This is a genomic window from Lactiplantibacillus xiangfangensis, assembly GCF_001438845.1.
In the GTDB taxonomy this organism is placed as follows: Bacteria; Bacillota; Bacilli; order Lactobacillales; family Lactobacillaceae; genus Lactiplantibacillus; species Lactiplantibacillus xiangfangensis.
In genome coordinates, this window is the sequence record NZ_JQCL01000080.1 from 72,061 (window position 1) to 88,881 (window position 16,821).

Sequence of the window (16,821 nt, forward strand, 5' to 3'; positions counted from 1 at the left end):
CTTGGATCGCTACTATCAATATCAGTACAAATAATATTTGGGTCTTTAATTTGAAGCGTATCTTCGATAAAATGATTTTGGGACATTTTTTCTCACTTGCCTTTACTTTTACTTTGGTCGGTACGGGTGGTGCATTGAGGAGATTTGTCCTTTTATTTTACACAAAAATTGGGTGTTGATGGAAATCCATCAACACCCAATATTCTAGAGCCCAAATTGCCTTTTGGCCCACGTTTCGACCATAGTAATAAGGAAAGCCATTCCAAAATAGTTGATATTTCTGAATGGCTTTGTGAATTTTGTCTCACACGCTTTTTAATCATTGTGAAGATTAGCGCATTAAAGGCAGTTCTGCACCTGAAAATTCCGTATTTGCATGGCGTGTTGTTTGCAATTTACTTTTAATATACGTTATGCTAATTAGGGTACAGTTTATTAAGTGAACTGAAAAAGCAGAAAAATGATTGGAGTGATGAGGTTGTTTCTGACAATGGAACATTTGAACAAGACGTATCCTGGTGGCAAAGTCGCCGTTGAAGATTTTAATCTAGAAATCGAAAAAGGTGAGTTTGTTTGTTTCATCGGGACTTCTGGTTCAGGTAAAACGACGACCATGCGGATGATCAATCGGATGTTAAGTCAGACTTCCGGCACTATCAAGTTAAATGGCGAAGATATCAGCAAGATGGATCCGGTGAAATTACGCCGCCAAATTGGCTACGTAATTCAAAACATCGGGCTGATGCCGCACATGACGATTAGAGATAATATCACCTTAGTGCCGCGTTTACTTAAATGGCCACAAGATAAGATGGACGAACGAGCCAAAGAAATGATTAAGCTAGTCGAATTACCAGAAGACTACTTAGACCGCTATCCATCCCAGTTATCTGGTGGGCAACAGCAACGGATCGGAGTTGTTCGGGCGTTAGCTGCGGACCAAGACTTAGTTTTAATGGATGAACCTTTTGGGGCTTTGGACCCAATTACTCGTGAAGCCTTACAAGACTTGGTCAAAGACTTGCAGGAACGTCTGGGCAAGACCTTCGTATTTGTGACCCATGATATGGATGAAGCGTTGAAGTTATCAACGCGGATCGTCATCATGGACGGTGGCGAAATCATGCAGGTTGATACGCCAGATGGTATTTTACGGCATCCCGCTAACGAATTCGTTGAGAACTTGATTGGGAAAGACCGGTTGATTCAAGCCCGGCCAAGTATCACGACCGTTGGGCAAGTTATGCTTAAAGACCCAATCGCAACGACCCCCGGCAAGTCTTTGACGGATGCGCTGCGGTTAATGCATGATAAGCGTGTTGACTCCCTGTTAGTGACTGACGAAGCGGGTATCTTAAAAGGTGTGATTGGCATTGAAGACGTGGATTACAACTTTAATTCCGCAACCAGTGTCAGTGACATCATGAAGAAGGACCTGTTCTATGTTCAGTCCAATTCGTTGATTCGTGACACCGTTGAACGCATTTTGAAACGGGGCTTGAAGAACATCCCCGTCGTTGATGACAATCACCGGCTAGTCGGAATCGTTACGCGGGCAACCTTGGTTGATATCGTGTACGATGCGCTCTGGGGTGACGAAGAGGCAGATGAAGAAACGAACAATATTCACCACGGGGAGGACGAAGACGCCGACTCCGCGAGTGCCAAGGGCGGTGAAGCCTAATGATGAGTTTCTTACAAACTTACGGGGCCCAGCTGCTAGTTAAAACTTGGCAACACTTGTACATTTCGGCTTTTGCGCTGTTACTTGGCGTGATCGTCGCGGTGCCCATCGGGGTCTTGTTGACCCGTGCAAATGGGACCGTGGCTAACGTGGTGATGTCGATTGCCAGTATGCTACAGACGATTCCCGCAATGGCGCTCTTAGCGTTGATGATTCCGTTCTTTGGGATTGGGAAGATTCCGGCAATCGTGGCGTTGTTCATTTATTCGCTATTGCCAATTTTGCGCAATACCTACTTAGGGATGAAAGATGTCGAACCGGCGCTGATTGATGCCGCTAAGGGAATGGGTATGACGAGTGGTCAGTCGATCATTAAAGTCGAAGTACCCATGGCTGCCCCGGTTATCATGTCTGGGATTCGGTTATCAGCAACGTACGTGATTGCTTGGGCCGCATTAGCTTCCTATATCGGTGCTGGTGGTCTTGGGGACTTTATTTTCAATGGTTTAAACCTTTACCGAACTGACCTGATTTTAGGTGGGTCAATTCCAGTTATCATCCTAGCCCTCGTTGTGGATTGGTTACTCGGCAAGCTCGAAGCCGCTGTTACCCCACGGACAACACAGGCGTAAGGGGGATAACGAGATGAGAAAATTTAAAAAATGGATTTTAGGCATCATCGCGACGGTTGCTAGTGGTGTTTTATTAGCTGGTTGTGGTTTTCCCGGTTTATCGGGATCGTCTTCTGACACGGTTCGAATTGCCTCACAAAATACGACGGAACAACAAATTATGGCGTACGTGATTCAGGATATGATTCAGCACTATTCTAAACTGAACACGACGATCATTAATAACTTGGGTTCTGGGACGGTTAGTTTCAACGCTTTGAAAAATAACCAAGCCGATATTTCATCGATTCGTTTTACCGGGACCGATTTAACGACCATCTTAGGTGAAACGGCCGATCGGGGCAACGTGAAGGCGACCGATGATAAGGTTCGCTCACAGTTTAATTCGAAGTACCACATGACGTACTTCCCATCCTATGGGTTTGCCGATACGTACGCGTTTATGGTGACCCAAAAGACGGCTAAGAAGTACCATTTGAATTCAATTAGTGATATGAAAAAAGTCGCTTCTAAGTTAACAGTTGGGTTGGACCAAACTTGGCTGGAACGGAAGGGTGACGGTTACGACGACTTCCAGAAGTTGTACGGCTATAAATTTGGGAATACTTACCCGATGCAAATTGGGCTAGTTTACGACGCGTTGGAATCTGGTAAGATGGATGCCATTTTAGGTTATTCGACGGATGGTCGGATTGGCAGTTACGATCTTAAAATCTTGAAAGATGATCGTAACTTTTTCCCACCGTATAATGCCAGTGCCGTTGCAACGAATAAAGTCCTAAAGGAACACCCACAATTGAAGCCAATTTTGAGTCGTTTGAACGGTAAAATCGATTTGAAGACGATGCAAAACTTAAACTACAAGGTGGATAACAACTTGGTTGAACCAGAAGTGGTCGCTAAGCAATTCCTAGAACAACATAACTACTTTGAAGGGAGTGACAAGTAATGGCACACATGAATTTGCTGCAACAATTGGGGTATTACTACCAACAAAACGGTGCGTACGTGCTTAGCCAATTTACCCGTCATTTTCTAATTTCAATTTATGGGGTGTTGTTTGCGGCCATTATCGGAATTCCGATTGGGATTTTTATTGCGCATCATAGTAAGTTGAGTGCGGAGGTTATTGCCATCGCCAACGTGATTCAAACGGTGCCATCGTTAGCGATGCTGTCGATTATCATGATTGGGTTAGGCTTAGGTGTCAACACCGTGATTGTCACGGTCTTCCTATATGCTTTACTCCCAATTATCAAGAACACCTACACGGGGATGCGAAACGTTAGTCCTAGCATTCTTGATTCTGGTAAGGGGATGGGGATGACTCGCTGGCAGATTCTGCGCATGGTCGAGTTACCACTCTCACTATCAGTAATCATGGCTGGGTTGCGGAACGCGCTCGTGTTAGCAATTGGGATCACGGCGATTGGGACCTTCGTTGGTGCCGGTGGCTTAGGAGACATCATCATTCGGGGTACTAACGCCACGAATGGTGGGGCCATTATCTTAGCCGGGGCATTACCAACGGCCTTGATGGCGATTATTTCCGACACGGTCTTAGCTTGGATTGAAAAGCGGGCCGATCCAACTCAAAAGTAAGGTAAACAAAAAGATTGATTTACAGGTCACCCACCGTACTCATTCAGGGAAGTAGGGTCGGGCTGTAACATCAATCTTTTTAATTTGCGGTTAAAACACTTCAACCAATATGCAAGGTTGTATTAGCTGAAATTTCATCTTTAACCGCAAGTAATTTAGTTTTAATTAAGTGGTGCGCGTTTAATATAGCGAATCATCGTTGGTTCAATCAGGTGCGTGACGTGTTGGTGACGGTTGACTAAGACTAACTGGCCACTTGCCAGAGTTTTGAGCACCCCGTGAATGTTATAGGGATGCGTCTCCGTTAGGCTGGGTTGCATCTGTAACATAATCCGGTAGTGTTGGGTCTGAGCTTGTTTTAAGAACAAATCCCGCTGGAAAGCCGGCATCGTTGGCAGTAACGGCGCAACGATGGTCGGGGCAGCGATGAAGTCGTCCATAAATTGACGGTAGGAAGCTTGTAAATTTTTGGAAATTAATTTTAAATTAGATTGTTGATTTTGCATGTTGGCCACCTCGAACATTTGTTTGTGTTTTTATTATACGAACAAGCGTTCTAAAATGCAAGCAATAAATGACCAAAAAATTAGATTGGCAGATGTTAATCCGCGCAATCGCTTGATAAGACTTGCAATCTAGGCTCAAAAAGTGCAAAATAATCTTTAAAACATATTTAATAAGGGGAATTTGCGATCATGGCGAAACAAGGCATGTTAATCGTCTTATCAGGTCCTTCGGGCGTTGGCAAGGGTACCGTCCGGAAGGAAATCTTTGACTCAGATGATAACGATTTTCAATATTCAGTCTCGATGACGACTCGGAAAATGCGTCCGGGTGAAGTTGATGGAAAGGACTACTATTTTGTCTCCAAAGATGAATTCGAGGATGAAATTAACAGCGGCGGTATGCTTGAATATGCCAAGTATGTTGACAATTACTATGGAACGCCCTTAAAATATATCAAGCAGTCTTTGGCCGCCGGTAAGGACGTTTTCCTAGAAATCGAAGTTAACGGTGCCATGCAAGTTCGCGAAAAAATGCCTGACGGTGTCTTTATTTTCTTGACACCACCCGATTTAATGGAACTCAAACACCGGATTATTGGCCGGGGCACGGATGACATGAGTGTCATCAATAAGCGGATGGCCAAAGCCGTCGATGAAATCAAGATGATGCGCAACTATGATTACGCGGTAATCAACGACGAAGTGCCGTTGGCTGCAGCGCGGATCAAAGCGATTATCAAGAGCGAACGTTACAGTGTGAAGCGGGTCATGCCCGAGTATGAAGAAATGTTAGGAGATGCGGAATCATGATCTTATATCCATCAGTTGATGACTTGTTGAAACAGGTTAATTCACGTTACTCATTGATTATGTTAGCTAGCAAGCGGGCCCATGAATTAGATGCTGGGGCAACCCCAATGCTTAACGAATATAAGTCCGTTAAGACGATTGGTCGGGCCTTAGAAGAAATCGCTGCCGGCGATTTAATGATCGACCCCGACGAAACTGACGAAAACTAGTTCCGCTAAATTAGCTGCGTAACCGGTATGGTTATTGTGGCGAGTATCATAAAGAAATCCCTAGTTGGTCTGCAAAATGGCCAGCTAGGGATTTTTAGTTTGACTGCCGGCGGCTTTGAACTACAACTCTGATGTAATTCTTGATACAATTAAACCATGTGTAGTTGCGACTACTAACGTCGTAATGAAAAACGGTTTTATAAATTTGAAAGTTTGGCTGGGAGTTTCGAGTTCGGCCACAAAGGACGTGAAATAGTGGATATTTGGAATAAACGGCACGTGACGGTAGTGATCAGTGGTGGGATTGCCAGCTATAAGGCGTTGCTATTGATTCGGCAATTGATGAAACGGGGCGCGACGGTTCGCGTCGCAATGACGGCCCACGCGGCGGAGTTTGTGACGCCATTGACGTTTCAGACCCTCACCCAACAACCGGTCGTACTAGATGAATTCACCGCCACCGATCCTAAATACGTGGTCCACGTCGCCTTAGCTGATTGGACGGAGACCATGATTATGGTGCCGGCGACGGCTAACCTAATTGCCAAAGTCGCTAATGGGATTGCGGATGACGCCGCAACGACGACGATTCTTGCAACCACCGCACCTAAGTTTGTGATTCCAGCGATGAATTCGCACATGTATGCCAATCCAGCGGCACAACGAAACTTAAACCAGTTAGTTGCGGACGGCCTGCACGTTTTGACACCGGCGACGGGGATGCTTGCGGAAGGTTACAGCGGCAAAGGGCGGTTACCTGAACCGGACGTCATCATCGACTGGTTAACGGATCAGTTGACCCAGCTAACGCCTAACTTACCGTTAGCGCACCAGCACGTGCTGGTGACAGCGGGCGGAACGCGTGAAGCCATCGATCCGGTTCGATACATTTCAAACCGGTCTTCCGGTAAGATGGGTTACGCGGTTGCCCAGGTCGCACGTGAAATGGGGGCTGATGTAACCTTAATCAGTGCAACGGATCAGCTCCCCGTTCCGGTGGGCGTTCACCTGGTTAAAGTGGCTTCGGCCGCTGAGTTGTTGACGGCCGTGAACGCGGCGTTTCCAACGACGAACCTGTTGGTCATGGCGGCGGCTGTCTCTGATTATCGTCCAGTTCAGTCCGCTGATCAAAAGATTAAGAAACCGGCCGATCACGGTGACCTGACGCTCCAATTAACGGAGACGCCCGATATTTTGAAACAACTAGCGCCGCAAAAGACGAGCCAGTACGTGGTCGGTTTTGCGGCCGAAACCCAGCACCTGCTGACGAATGCGCAACGCAAATTAACGCAGAAACGGTTAGATCTGTTGGTCGCTAACGACGTTTCGAAACCTGGCGTTGGATTTAACGGTGACACGAATCAGGTCACGCTATTGCGTCCAAACCAAGAACCCGTGAAAACGGCGTTATTATCAAAAATTGAAATTGCTCGGACCATTTTGACGACTGCGGTGGCCGGTGGTGCGGTGAAAGCATAGGTTATTAGAGAGGAAGACGAGTGTGGCACAAATTGCCCAAGTTTTAGTCGATGTGCCGACGATGCAGACGAATCGGCCGTATAGTTATCAGATCCCAGTGGCTTGGCAATCACAAGTCACACCTGGCATGCGGGTCGTTGTGCCCTTTGGCCGTGGCAAGCGTCGGGTCCAAGGGTTCGTTTTAAAATTAGATGAAACGACTAACTATGACGGTGACTTAAAGGCCATCGATGCGGTGGTTGATCTCGCTCCAGTTTTAAATCACGAAGCCTTAGAAATGACAGAATGGTTAGCGGAAAGTACGTTTTCATTCCGAATCACTTGTGCCCAGACGATGCTCCCGGCCGTGATGCGTGCGAAGTATGAAAAGCAGTTACGCGTGACCGCTCAAACGACGAGCACCGTTCAGCAGACGGTCTTCAAAGACCAAACGGAAGTGCCGTTTGACGACGTTGCGACGACGCCCAAAGCGGTGAGTGATTTATTGCGGCTACAAGCCGACGGACAAGTTGACGTTTATTATCACGTTAAAAATCAGGCCCGCCGCAAAACCCAACTGGCCGTTAAACCGCTCCTGACGTCGAGTGAGTTCACTGAAGCGGAAACCGATGTCCGAGCGGGGGCGACCCAACAGTTAGCGTTACTGAAAGGCTTAGCAACGTTAAACGGGGAAGTACTCGCACAGAAGGCCTTTACCGAACGCTTTGGTGTCAGTGAAGCAACCATTCGAGTGGGAGCTAAAAAGGGTTGGTTAGAAAAAGTTGCCGTGGAGGTCTACCGGGACCCCTATGCAACAAGTAATATTAAGCCAACTAAACCGTTAAAATTAAATGATGAACAACAAGTCGCCGTCGATCAGATCGTCACGGCGATTGAAGCACCGAAAACGACGACCTTTCTACTAGAAGGCGTCACGGGTAGTGGGAAGACCGAGGTTTACTTACAAGCCATGGCAGCCGCCCTAGCACAAGGCAAGACGGCCTTAATGCTGGTGCCTGAAATTTCGCTAACGCCACAGATGGTCAACCGGGTGAAGGGCCGCTTCGGTAAAGCCGTTGCGGTACTGCACAGTGGCTTGTCCAGTGGTGAAAAGTACGACGAGTGGCGACGCATTCAGCGTGGTGAAGCGCAAGTCGTTGTGGGCGCCCGCTCAGCGGTATTTGCCCCACTTAAGAACCTGGGTCTAATCGTCATGGATGAGGAACATGAAAGTACTTATAAACAAGACGATGCGCCACGCTACCACGCGCGCCAAGTCGCGTTGTGGCGGAGCCGTTACCATAATTGCCCGGTCGTTTTAGGCTCAGCGACTCCATCCTTGGAGACCCGGGCCCGGGCCGAAAAGGGTGTTTATCAGCGGTTAGTACTAGCTGACCGGGTCAACCGGCGGCCCATGCCGAGTGTGTCGATCATTGATATGAAAAAAGAAATGCAGCAACACGCTGAGAGTAACTTTTCAGCGCCATTACTAGTTGCGTTACAGGACCGCTTGGACCGACACGAACAGAGTGTGTTAATGTTAAACCGACGGGGTTACTCGTCATTTGTGCTCTGTCGTGACTGTGGGTTTGTCTTAAAATGTCCTAATTGTGATATTTCATTGACATTGCACATGGATACGCACACGATGAAGTGTCATTACTGTGGTCATGAAGAAGCCATTCCCCGGGTATGTCCGAACTGTCACAGTCGGCAAATTCGGTATTACGGGACCGGGACTGAAAAGGTTGAAGAAGAGTTACGCGATTTGTTACCGGACGCCCGTATTATTCGAATGGATAATGATACGACGCGTAAGAAGGGCGCACACGCGAAATTGTTAGCGCAATTTGGCAGTGGCGAGGCCGATATTTTAATTGGGACACAAATGATTGCGAAGGGGTTAGATTTTCCTAACGTGACCCTCGTTGGCGTACTTAACGCGGATACCGCCCTCGGATTACCTGATTTTCGGGCAAGTGAGCGCACCTTCCAATTGTTAACGCAGGTTAGCGGTCGGGCTGGCCGGGCTGAAAAGACGGGGCACGTCTATATTCAGACGTTTAATCCGGATCATTACGCGATTCGATTTGCCAAGCACCACGATTACGAAGGCTTTTTCAAGTATGAGATGCGGATGCGGCATCAGGGCGGTTACCCGCCGTACTACTTCACGGTCCAAATTACGGCGAGTGATTTAGACGAGGCGGTTGCTGCTAAGCGGATGTACCAGCTCTTACAGTGGTTACGGCCACGGTTAGCGCCCAATACGATCATTTTGGGACCGACGCCCAAGCCGATTGCCCGTGTCAACCGGCGCTATTATTATCAAATTGTGATTAAATATAAGCAGGAACCTAATTTAAAGCAGACTTTGACGACCTTACTGCACGAAACGCAAGTTCAGCAGCGTCAAGGTCTCCAGATTGGCATCGACGTGGAGCCATTACACTTCATGTAACGGGTGCCGTTATTTTGGAACGTACGGAGGAATAATTTAATGACATCAATCGTATTTATGGGGACCCCGCAGTTTGCGGCCCCAATCTTAGAAAGTCTCATCAAGGAAAAGTACCAGGTCTTAGCCGTTGTGACCCAACCGGATCGCAAGGTGGGGCGTAAGCACGTTTTGACCGCGTCACCCGTTAAACAAGTGGCCGTGGCTCATGATATTGAAGTCTTACAGCCTGAAAAAATCGGCGGCAGTCCCGAAATGCAACGGATTATTGACTTGCAACCGGATCTGATTGTGACCGCAGCGTTTGGACAGTTCTTACCAACTAAGCTTTTAAAAGCCGCTAAGGTTGGCGCCATCAACGTTCACGGCTCCTTGTTACCGAAGTATCGTGGTGGTGCGCCGGTTCAATATTCCATCATTAACGGCGAAGCGGAAACTGGGATTACCATTATTTACATGGTTAAAAAGATGGACGCTGGTGACATGTTAGCTCAACAAGCGATTCCGATTGAAAAGACCGATGATACCGGGACAATGTTTGAAAAGCTCAGCGTGGTCGGGCGTGACTTACTGTTAGCAACGTTGCCGAAGTTGCTAGCTGGCGAGTTGACGGCGACCCCTCAGGACGAAACGCAAGTCACTTTTTCACCAACGATCAAACCCGAACAAGAAGAATTGGATTTCTTTAACCAAACGGCGACTCAGATTGACGACCAGGTTAGAGGGATGCGTCCCGCCCCAATTGCCTACGCGATGCTCGACGGTAAACGGACCAAGTTTTGGGACGTGACGCCACTTGACGAGCAGGTGACGCAAGCAGCCGGACAAGTGGTCCGCAAGGCCAAGCATGAGCTCGTCTTAGCAGCGGCCAACGGAACGGCCTTAGCGGTTAACACGATTCAACCGGCAGGTAAACCTAAGATGACAATTACAGACTTTTTAAATGGGTCAGCGGATAAATTCGCGACCGGAGAGCAGGTTATTAGTAAATGAGTACAGTAGACAACACACCCCGCTGGTTAGCAGTGGCAGCCTTAGCAAAAATTAAAGATGGCGCTTATTCCAACTTGCAGTTGAACCAGATGATCAATGACCATACGATGGATCGGCGTGACATTAATTTGCTGACGAACATGGTCTACGGCGTGATCCAACACCGCATGACCCTTGAATACTGGTTGAAGCCCTTCGTACGCCACCCCAATCAGATCGATCCTTGGGTTAAAGAGTTACTGTTGAGTGCGGTCTACCAGTGGCAGTATCTGGACAAAATTCCACAACGGGCCGTCTTTAACGAAACGATTGAAATTGCCAAGGTTAAGGGTCATTCCGGGATTCGGCGGTTTGTGACCGGTGTGTTACACCAAATGGATCGTAGCGGACTACCTAGTTTTGACGATATTAAGGACCCCGACGAACGTTTGAGTGTGATGTACAGCATGCCCGTTTGGTTAATTGATGAACTTCGGGATCAACTCGGTGCTGATAAGATGGTCAGCATCTTGAAATCACTCAACCAGCCTGCTAAGCAATCACTGCGTATTAACCCAACCGTTTCGACCGTTGAAGACGTGCAAAGCGCCTTGGAAAATGATGGCCTGACCGTTGAAGCCAGCGAAGTGTCACCACTAGGATTGATCGTCACTGAGGGTCAAGCCATTAACACCGAGGCCATGCGTTACGGGATGTTTACAATCCAAGATGAAAGTGCCCAGTTAGTAGTGCCCGCATTAGATGTTCAACCAGGCGATAAAGTTCTAGATGCCTGTGCGGCGCCTGGTGGAAAAACGACCCAGATTGCGGCTGAATTGGATGCAGATCAGGGTGGCGAAGTTGTCGCCTTAGATATTCACGCCAATAAAGTAAAACTAATCGGTCAAAACGCCGCACGCATGCACGTTGCAGACCGTGTCGCGGCAACCGAACTCGATGCGCGTAAGGTTGGAACTGAATTCGGTGATGAACACTTTGACCGGATCCTCGTTGATGCGCCATGTTCTGGTTTAGGACTCATTCGGCGGAAGCCTGAAATTCGTTATGAAAAGCAGCTCAGCGATAGTATGAATCTGCAAAAGATTCAGTTGGCGATTTTATCGGCGGCGGCCCCAACCTTAAAAAAAGGTGGTATCATGACGTATAGCACTTGCACGATTTTGCGGCAAGAAAATCAGGATGTGATTGAGCAATTCTTGGCAGCACACCCCGATTTTGAGTTGCAGATGACGCCAACGAAACAAGCTTTAAAAGCGGATCGGGATGTGAAACCATTGTCGATTTATCCGGATGACTACATGTCAGACGGCTTTTTCATTGCTTGTTTGCAAAAAAAATAACGGTGGAGTGGTGAACAGTGGATTTTGCATACCGGTCGGATATTGGCCAACAACGTGAAGAAAATGAAGACTACGTCGGCGTTTTTAAGAATAAAGCGGGGATTAACTTCGCCATCGTCGCGGACGGTATTGGCGGACACCAGGGTGGTGACGTGGCTTCTGAAATGGCCGTGTCACACATGGGGTATCGCTTTGAAAATACGACTTTTGATCAGCCGACTGATGCGGTTAAGTGGCTTGCAAATGAAGTTCAAGATGAAAACCAGCACATCATCGAAAAGGCCCGTGAGTTTTCGGACTTAAAAGGGATGGGGACGACCATGGTGGCGACCTTACTCTTTGATGGCGAATTCTTAATGGCTAACCTCGGTGACAGTCGGGGCTACCTGTTCCGTGAAGGTGAGTTACACCAGTTAACGGAAGATCATTCTTTAGTGAACGAACTCGTTAAACGGGGCGAAATCTCAGCTGAACAAGCCAGAAAACACCCGCAAAAAAATATTATTACCCGGACACTCGGTATTTCGCCAGATGCGGATATTGATACCAACTTATTCGAAATGGACGCTGGTGACCAGTTGCTCCTCTGTTCTGACGGTTTAACTAATATGGTGCCGGATGATCAGTTAGCAAGCGTTTTGAAAGCAACTGACCAGACGGCAGCTCAGAAGTGCGAAACTTTAATCAAAATGGCCAACACGGCTGGGGGACTAGACAATATTACCGCCTTGATCGTTGCGGTAGATGGTGAGGTGGCCGGTAAATGACACCCAACTATACCCTTAGCGGACGATATCGAATCGTTCGGTCATTAGGTGAAGGTGGGATGGCCAACGTTTACTTGGCACACGACTTAATCTTAGATCGCGATGTTGCGGTCAAGCTCTTGCGTTTAGACTTGCGCGATGATCCAAAAACCATTAAACGGTTTCAACGCGAGGCCTTAGCGACAACGGAATTAGTGCATCCGCACATCGTTAGTCTGTACGATGTCGGTGAAGAAAACGGTATGCAGTACCTTGTTATGGAGTATGTTAAGGGAATGGATCTGAAGAACTACATTAAGGAAAATTTCCCGCTACCGTTACAACAAGTCATTGATATCATGGAGCAGATCTTAAGTGCTGTGGCCACCGCCCACGCGCATAATATAATTCATCGGGACCTCAAGCCCCAAAATATTTTGATTGATGAACAGGGCAACGCCAAGATTACCGATTTTGGGATCGCGGTGGCGTTGTCCGAACACTCGATGACCCAAACGAATACGATTTTAGGCTCCGTTCACTACCTCTCGCCAGAACAGGCCCGCGGTAGTATGGCGACGAAACAGTCTGATATCTATTCGTTAGGCATTATTTTGTATGAAATGTTGACGGGGTCGGTCCCGTTCAAAGGTGAAACGGCGGTTTCAATCGCATTGAAGCATTTCCAAAATGCGATTCCATCCGTTCGTGATTTTGATGCTGATATTCCGCAAGCCTTAGAAAACGTTGTTTTACAAGCGACAGCTAAGGACCCGCGGGACCGCTATATCACGGTTGAAGATATGGCCTCGGATTTGCTGACCACGTTATCAACGACGCGGGCTGGTGAAAAACGGTTTATTCCGGCTGATTTAAATAATGATGAAACGCGGATTATGCCTAGTGCGGATATTCAGGCCGCTATTAAGGCAAATCAGGATGGCAAAACGCAGGTCATGCCGCGTGATCCAGTGGCAAAATCGACCGAAGTTCACCCGAAGACACCTGAGTCTAAACCGGAAACAGACGATGCTCCGTTGCCGACCCGTTCGTGGTCTAAACGGCACCCGTTACGCCGGCGAATCATTATTTTTGGGAGTATTTTCGTGTTACTCGTGGTCGCAGTTGTCATTGGCTTAGAATTGAGTCGGCCTCAGTCGACGACGGTTCCTAAGGTCACTGGCATGTCGCAGGCCGCAGCAACGAAAGTGTTAGCCAAGCATAATTTGTCAGTCGGCAAAGTGAAACGCATTAAGAGTAACCGCGTTCGCACGGGACAAGTGGTTAAGTCCGACCCGGGAAGTAAGACGATTATTTCTCAGCACGCTCGGATCAACCTGACCGTTAGTAACGGTGCTAAAAAGATGAGCTTTGGTAACTACGTCAATGAAAGTTACCGAGACGTTCGGCAAACATTGAAGTCAGCTGGCTTTAACGTTCAGGAACGGTTTAGCACTTCGGACGTTGCGGAAGGCCAGATTATTAGTCAGGACGTGGTTGCGGGAAGTACCGTGTTACCAACCGCGACGACGGTCACTTTTACAGTCAGTGCGGGGAGCCGCTACGTTGAGTTGAAAGATTTAACGGGCGAGAGTCGGACTGATATCGTGAATTACGCACAGTCAAATGACCTGAACGTGAACTTTAAACGGGGCTACTCGTCTGACCAAAAGGCGGGGTATTCCTATGATCAAACGCCGGATGGTGGCAACGACGTCCGGGCTGGGTCAACGATCACGGTGACCATGTCACGTGGAAGTCAACCGAGTGGTCAAGGTACCCCGGAGAACTTTTATGTGAAATTGACTTTACCGTATAAGTCATTGACCACAACGGCGACACCTGCAAATGATGTCAAAATTTATTTGCAGGATGATAATCACGTCTTGGGGACACTGTACCGCGACGTTGCAATTATGCACGATACCCGGGTCAGTTTACCGTTTGAACTCAGTGGCGACACCAAGGGACGTTACCGCATTGTTCGTAACGGGGTCACCATCAGTGAGAAAGCCAACATTACCAGTAAGGATGCAACAAATTAAAATAGTAAGTCATGCGCAGGCATGACTTTTTTTGGTACAATAGGGATAGTTATTCAGAAGTGGACCGTACCAAATCAAGAATAAGGTGGTGCTAATTTGAAAATTGGACAAATTCGACAGTCGTTAAGTGGTTTTTATGACATTTATTCAGACGGTCAAACGTATCGAACCCGGGCGCGCGGAAACTTCCGTAAGCGTAAGATTACCCCGTTGGTTGGGGATCAGGTAGAATTTGATAGTACAACGTTACAGGAAGGCTACCTTTTGAAAGTATTGGACCGGCAGACGCAGCTGGTACGGCCACCAGTGGCCAATGTCAACTTAGCGGTCGTTGTAACGGCGACAACGAAGCAGGAGTTTTCAACTAACTTGTTGGATCGCCAACTAGTGGCATTAGAAGTGGCGGGAATTCAAGCTGTCATTTACTTTGCCAAAACGGACTTGTTAGACGATGAGACCTACGCGCAACGGGAACAATTGGCACAACGGTATCGCCAAATTGGGTACCCGGTCATTATTGATCGAACTGCCTTTTCAAAAGCGTCGTTAGCGGCGATAAAAAAAGAACTGGCGGGGCACGTTGCGGTTGTCATGGGGCAAACGGGGGCCGGTAAATCGACCCTGTTGAACCACTTGCAACCCGGCCTAGATTTAGCGACTGGTGAAATTTCGCAAGCCTTGAACCGTGGGAAACATACGACTAGAAAGGTCAGTCTGATTCCCATCGCTGATGGGTTAGTCGCTGACACACCAGGGTTTTCATCGTACGAAGTCTTTGACATTGCGGCCAACGAACTCACGCATTATTTTCCAGAGTTTGTTCAGCTTGGACAAGACTGTAAGTACCGTGGTTGCGTGCACATTAACGAACCGCACTGTGCGGTCAAATCAGCGTTAGCCGACGGTGACGTTTTGCAAAGTCGCTACGATAATTACCTGCAATTTTACGAAACAATCAAGAATAAAAAAGTGATTTATAATAAGAAAAAATAAAACGAAAAGTGAGTGAGACTGATGATTAAAGTTGCCCCTTCAATTTTAAGCGCGGATTTTGCTAATTTACAACGCGACGTTCAACTGGCAGAAAAGGCCGGTGCGGATTCGATCCATATTGATGTGATGGACGGTCAGTTTGTCCCGAACCTATCTTTTGGGATGAAGACGGTTGCTGATTTACGTCCGGTGACGTCACTAACGTTAGATTGTCACCTGATGATTGTGGAACCAGAGCACTTTGTTGAACAATTTGCGAAGGCCGGTGCGGATCTGATTGGGGTCCACGTTGAGAGTACGCGGCACATTTACCACGTTCTCCAATTGATCAAGCAGGCGGGTGCCAAAGCTGAAGTGGTTGTTAATCCTGGGACGCCGTTGAGCATGATTAGTGAAGTTTTACCCTTAGTTGATCAGGTCTTGATCATGACGGTCAATCCTGGTTTTGGCGGGCAACATTTCTTAGAACCAATGCCCGCAAAAATCAAGGCGCTTGCGGCGATTAAGCAAGAACACGGCTATGATTTTGATATCCAAGTCGACGGCGGCATCAATGCCACTACGGTTAAACAATGTTACGATGCGGGTGCCACGGTTGCTGTCGCGGGCTCATTTGTCTTCGATAGTTCGGACCCAGCTGCTCGGATTCAGGATATTAAAGTGGCGACGAACTAATGACAACAACGGTAAATCTACTCGTGGGTGGGCCGATGGCGAATTGGCCGGACCATTTAGAACGGATTCCTGGTCCCTGGGTCGGTGCCGACCGGGGTGCGCTACGGCTAGTCAAACTGGGTATTAAACCAGTAATGGTCGTCGGTGACTTTGACTCGATTACCGCGTCAGAATTGGCGACGGTCAAGGCGGCTTTGGCCGGTGCGGTCATTGTGAAGCCTGACCAAGACCATACGGATACGCAACTAGCGCTGAAATCGATCTTTGAACAATTAGATCCAGACGAAGTCCATATTTACGGTGCGACCGGTGGACGACTGGATCATTTGTTGGCTAACGTTTGGTTAGTCTTAGATCCATTTTTTCGCAAATGGGCACCCAAGGTCAAACTGATTGATCGCCAAAATACTGTCGAATACTTTTTACCAGGGGACTATCAAATTCATAAGGAACCAGACAAAAAGTACTTGGCCTTTGTCCCGTTGATGCCAATGCACCTAACGCTTCCCGATGAGAAGTACCAGTTGCAAGCCGACCATAATGACTATCCAATTTCATGGGCCAGCAATGAGTTTGTCGGGACGAGTGGCCGTTTCAGCTTTGACCAAGGTGTCTTAGCCGTCATCCAGAGCCGGGATGAAGCTTCTGCTCGGCATGAATAGGGTAAGCA

At 47.8% G+C, this 16,821-nt stretch carries 16 protein-coding genes; 15 read left to right on the forward strand and 1 reads right to left on the reverse strand.

Translation table 11 applies throughout. From position 1 onward, the window contains the following. Positions 1-490: 490 nt before the first annotated feature. The 4 genes from IV64_RS09590 to IV64_RS09605 are packed head-to-tail and all read left to right on the forward strand — an operon-like array spanning position 491 to position 3,918. Complete coding sequence (locus IV64_RS09590; RefSeq protein ID WP_083491633.1) at positions 491-1,684, forward strand: betaine/proline/choline family ABC transporter ATP-binding protein; 1,194 nt, start codon at positions 491-493, stop codon at positions 1,682-1,684. Further along, on the forward strand, positions 1,684-2,316 hold the full coding sequence (locus tag IV64_RS09595; protein ID WP_057707024.1) for an ABC transporter permease: 633 nt from the start codon (positions 1,684-1,686) through the stop codon (positions 2,314-2,316). Before IV64_RS09590 ends, IV64_RS09595 begins: the two co-directional genes overlap by 1 nt. Positions 2,317-2,329: 13 nt before the next feature. Beyond that, positions 2,330-3,265 (forward strand): osmoprotectant ABC transporter substrate-binding protein, encoded by a 936-nt coding sequence (locus IV64_RS09600; protein ID WP_057707025.1) that lies wholly within the window; start codon positions 2,330-2,332, stop codon positions 3,263-3,265. Next, positions 3,265-3,918: an ABC transporter permease gene (locus IV64_RS09605; RefSeq protein ID WP_057707026.1), complete on the forward strand. Its 654-nt coding sequence runs from the start codon at positions 3,265-3,267 to the stop codon at positions 3,916-3,918. The genes IV64_RS09600 and IV64_RS09605 overlap by 1 nt, the downstream gene beginning before the upstream one ends. Positions 3,919-4,079: 161 nt before the next feature. On the opposite strand, the gene IV64_RS09610 is transcribed toward IV64_RS09605, so the two are convergent. Then, positions 4,080-4,424: a hypothetical protein gene (locus tag IV64_RS09610; protein WP_157061127.1), complete on the reverse strand. Its 345-nt coding sequence runs from the start codon at positions 4,422-4,424 to the stop codon at positions 4,080-4,082. A 189-nt stretch (positions 4,425-4,613) separates the two neighbouring features. On the opposite strand from IV64_RS09610, the gene gmk reads away from it, so the two are divergent. The 11 genes from gmk to IV64_RS09665 all read left to right on the forward strand — a co-directional run bounded on the left by gmk (position 4,614) and on the right by IV64_RS09665 (position 16,813). Then, positions 4,614-5,234, forward strand: a complete 621-nt coding sequence (gene gmk, locus IV64_RS09615; protein WP_057707028.1) for a guanylate kinase — start codon at positions 4,614-4,616, stop codon at positions 5,232-5,234. Further along, the gene (gene rpoZ, locus IV64_RS09620; protein ID WP_057707029.1) at positions 5,231-5,443 is read left to right on the forward strand and encodes a DNA-directed RNA polymerase subunit omega; all 213 of its coding nucleotides are present in this window, start codon (positions 5,231-5,233) and stop codon (positions 5,441-5,443) included. The genes gmk and rpoZ overlap by 4 nt, the downstream gene beginning before the upstream one ends. A gap of 255 nt (positions 5,444-5,698) precedes the next feature. Continuing rightward, positions 5,699-6,922 carry a bifunctional phosphopantothenoylcysteine decarboxylase/phosphopantothenate--cysteine ligase CoaBC gene (coaBC, locus tag IV64_RS09625; protein WP_057707030.1) on the forward strand — a complete coding sequence of 408 codons (1,224 nt, stop codon included), beginning with the start codon at positions 5,699-5,701 and terminating at the stop codon, positions 6,920-6,922. Positions 6,923-6,944: 22 nt separating this feature from the next. Next, complete coding sequence (gene priA / locus IV64_RS09630) at positions 6,945-9,362, forward strand: primosomal protein N' (protein ID WP_057707031.1); 2,418 nt, start codon at positions 6,945-6,947, stop codon at positions 9,360-9,362. 39 nt (positions 9,363-9,401) lie between these two features. Continuing rightward, positions 9,402-10,352: a methionyl-tRNA formyltransferase gene (fmt, locus tag IV64_RS09635; protein WP_057707032.1), complete on the forward strand. Its 951-nt coding sequence runs from the start codon at positions 9,402-9,404 to the stop codon at positions 10,350-10,352. After that, entirely contained in the window at positions 10,349-11,692 is a 1,344-nt protein-coding gene (rsmB, locus tag IV64_RS09640; protein ID WP_057707033.1) for a 16S rRNA (cytosine(967)-C(5))-methyltransferase RsmB, read from the forward strand. The genes fmt and rsmB overlap by 4 nt, the downstream gene beginning before the upstream one ends. Positions 11,693-11,709: 17 nt before the next feature. Next, the gene (locus IV64_RS09645; RefSeq protein ID WP_057707034.1) at positions 11,710-12,459 is read left to right on the forward strand and encodes a Stp1/IreP family PP2C-type Ser/Thr phosphatase; all 750 of its coding nucleotides are present in this window, start codon (positions 11,710-11,712) and stop codon (positions 12,457-12,459) included. Further along, on the forward strand, positions 12,456-14,483 hold the full coding sequence (pknB, locus tag IV64_RS09650; protein WP_057707035.1) for a Stk1 family PASTA domain-containing Ser/Thr kinase: 2,028 nt from the start codon (positions 12,456-12,458) through the stop codon (positions 14,481-14,483). Before IV64_RS09645 ends, pknB begins: the two co-directional genes overlap by 4 nt. Positions 14,484-14,579: 96 nt before the next feature. Continuing rightward, positions 14,580-15,476, forward strand: coding sequence for a ribosome small subunit-dependent GTPase A (gene rsgA / locus IV64_RS09655; RefSeq protein WP_057707036.1), 897 nt, complete (start codon positions 14,580-14,582; stop codon positions 15,474-15,476). A 21-nt stretch (positions 15,477-15,497) separates the two neighbouring features. Further along, positions 15,498-16,151, forward strand: a complete 654-nt coding sequence (gene rpe / locus IV64_RS09660) for a ribulose-phosphate 3-epimerase (protein WP_057707037.1) — start codon at positions 15,498-15,500, stop codon at positions 16,149-16,151. Beyond that, positions 16,151-16,813, forward strand: a complete 663-nt coding sequence (locus IV64_RS09665; protein WP_057707038.1) for a thiamine diphosphokinase — start codon at positions 16,151-16,153, stop codon at positions 16,811-16,813. Before rpe ends, IV64_RS09665 begins: the two co-directional genes overlap by 1 nt. Positions 16,814-16,821: the final 8 nt, after the last annotated feature.

Coding starts and splice junctions, on each gene's coding strand:
- IV64_RS09610 (WP_157061127.1), bottom strand. CDS start 4,424: ATGCAAAATCAACAATCTAATTTAAAATTAATTTCCAAAAATTTACAA.
- rpoZ (WP_057707029.1), top strand. CDS start 5,231: ATGATCTTATATCCATCAGTTGATGACTTGTTGAAACAGGTTAATTCA.
- fmt (WP_057707032.1), top strand. CDS start 9,402: ATGACATCAATCGTATTTATGGGGACCCCGCAGTTTGCGGCCCCAATC.
- IV64_RS09605 (WP_057707026.1), top strand. CDS start 3,265: ATGGCACACATGAATTTGCTGCAACAATTGGGGTATTACTACCAACAA.
- IV64_RS09595 (WP_057707024.1), top strand. CDS start 1,684: ATGATGAGTTTCTTACAAACTTACGGGGCCCAGCTGCTAGTTAAAACT.
- gmk (WP_057707028.1), top strand. CDS start 4,614: ATGGCGAAACAAGGCATGTTAATCGTCTTATCAGGTCCTTCGGGCGTT.
- IV64_RS09590 (WP_083491633.1), top strand. CDS start 491: ATGGAACATTTGAACAAGACGTATCCTGGTGGCAAAGTCGCCGTTGAA.
- pknB (WP_057707035.1), top strand. CDS start 12,456: ATGACACCCAACTATACCCTTAGCGGACGATATCGAATCGTTCGGTCA.
- IV64_RS09665 (WP_057707038.1), top strand. CDS start 16,151: ATGACAACAACGGTAAATCTACTCGTGGGTGGGCCGATGGCGAATTGG.
- rpe (WP_057707037.1), top strand. CDS start 15,498: ATGATTAAAGTTGCCCCTTCAATTTTAAGCGCGGATTTTGCTAATTTA.
- rsmB (WP_057707033.1), top strand. CDS start 10,349: ATGAGTACAGTAGACAACACACCCCGCTGGTTAGCAGTGGCAGCCTTA.
- IV64_RS09600 (WP_057707025.1), top strand. CDS start 2,330: ATGAGAAAATTTAAAAAATGGATTTTAGGCATCATCGCGACGGTTGCT.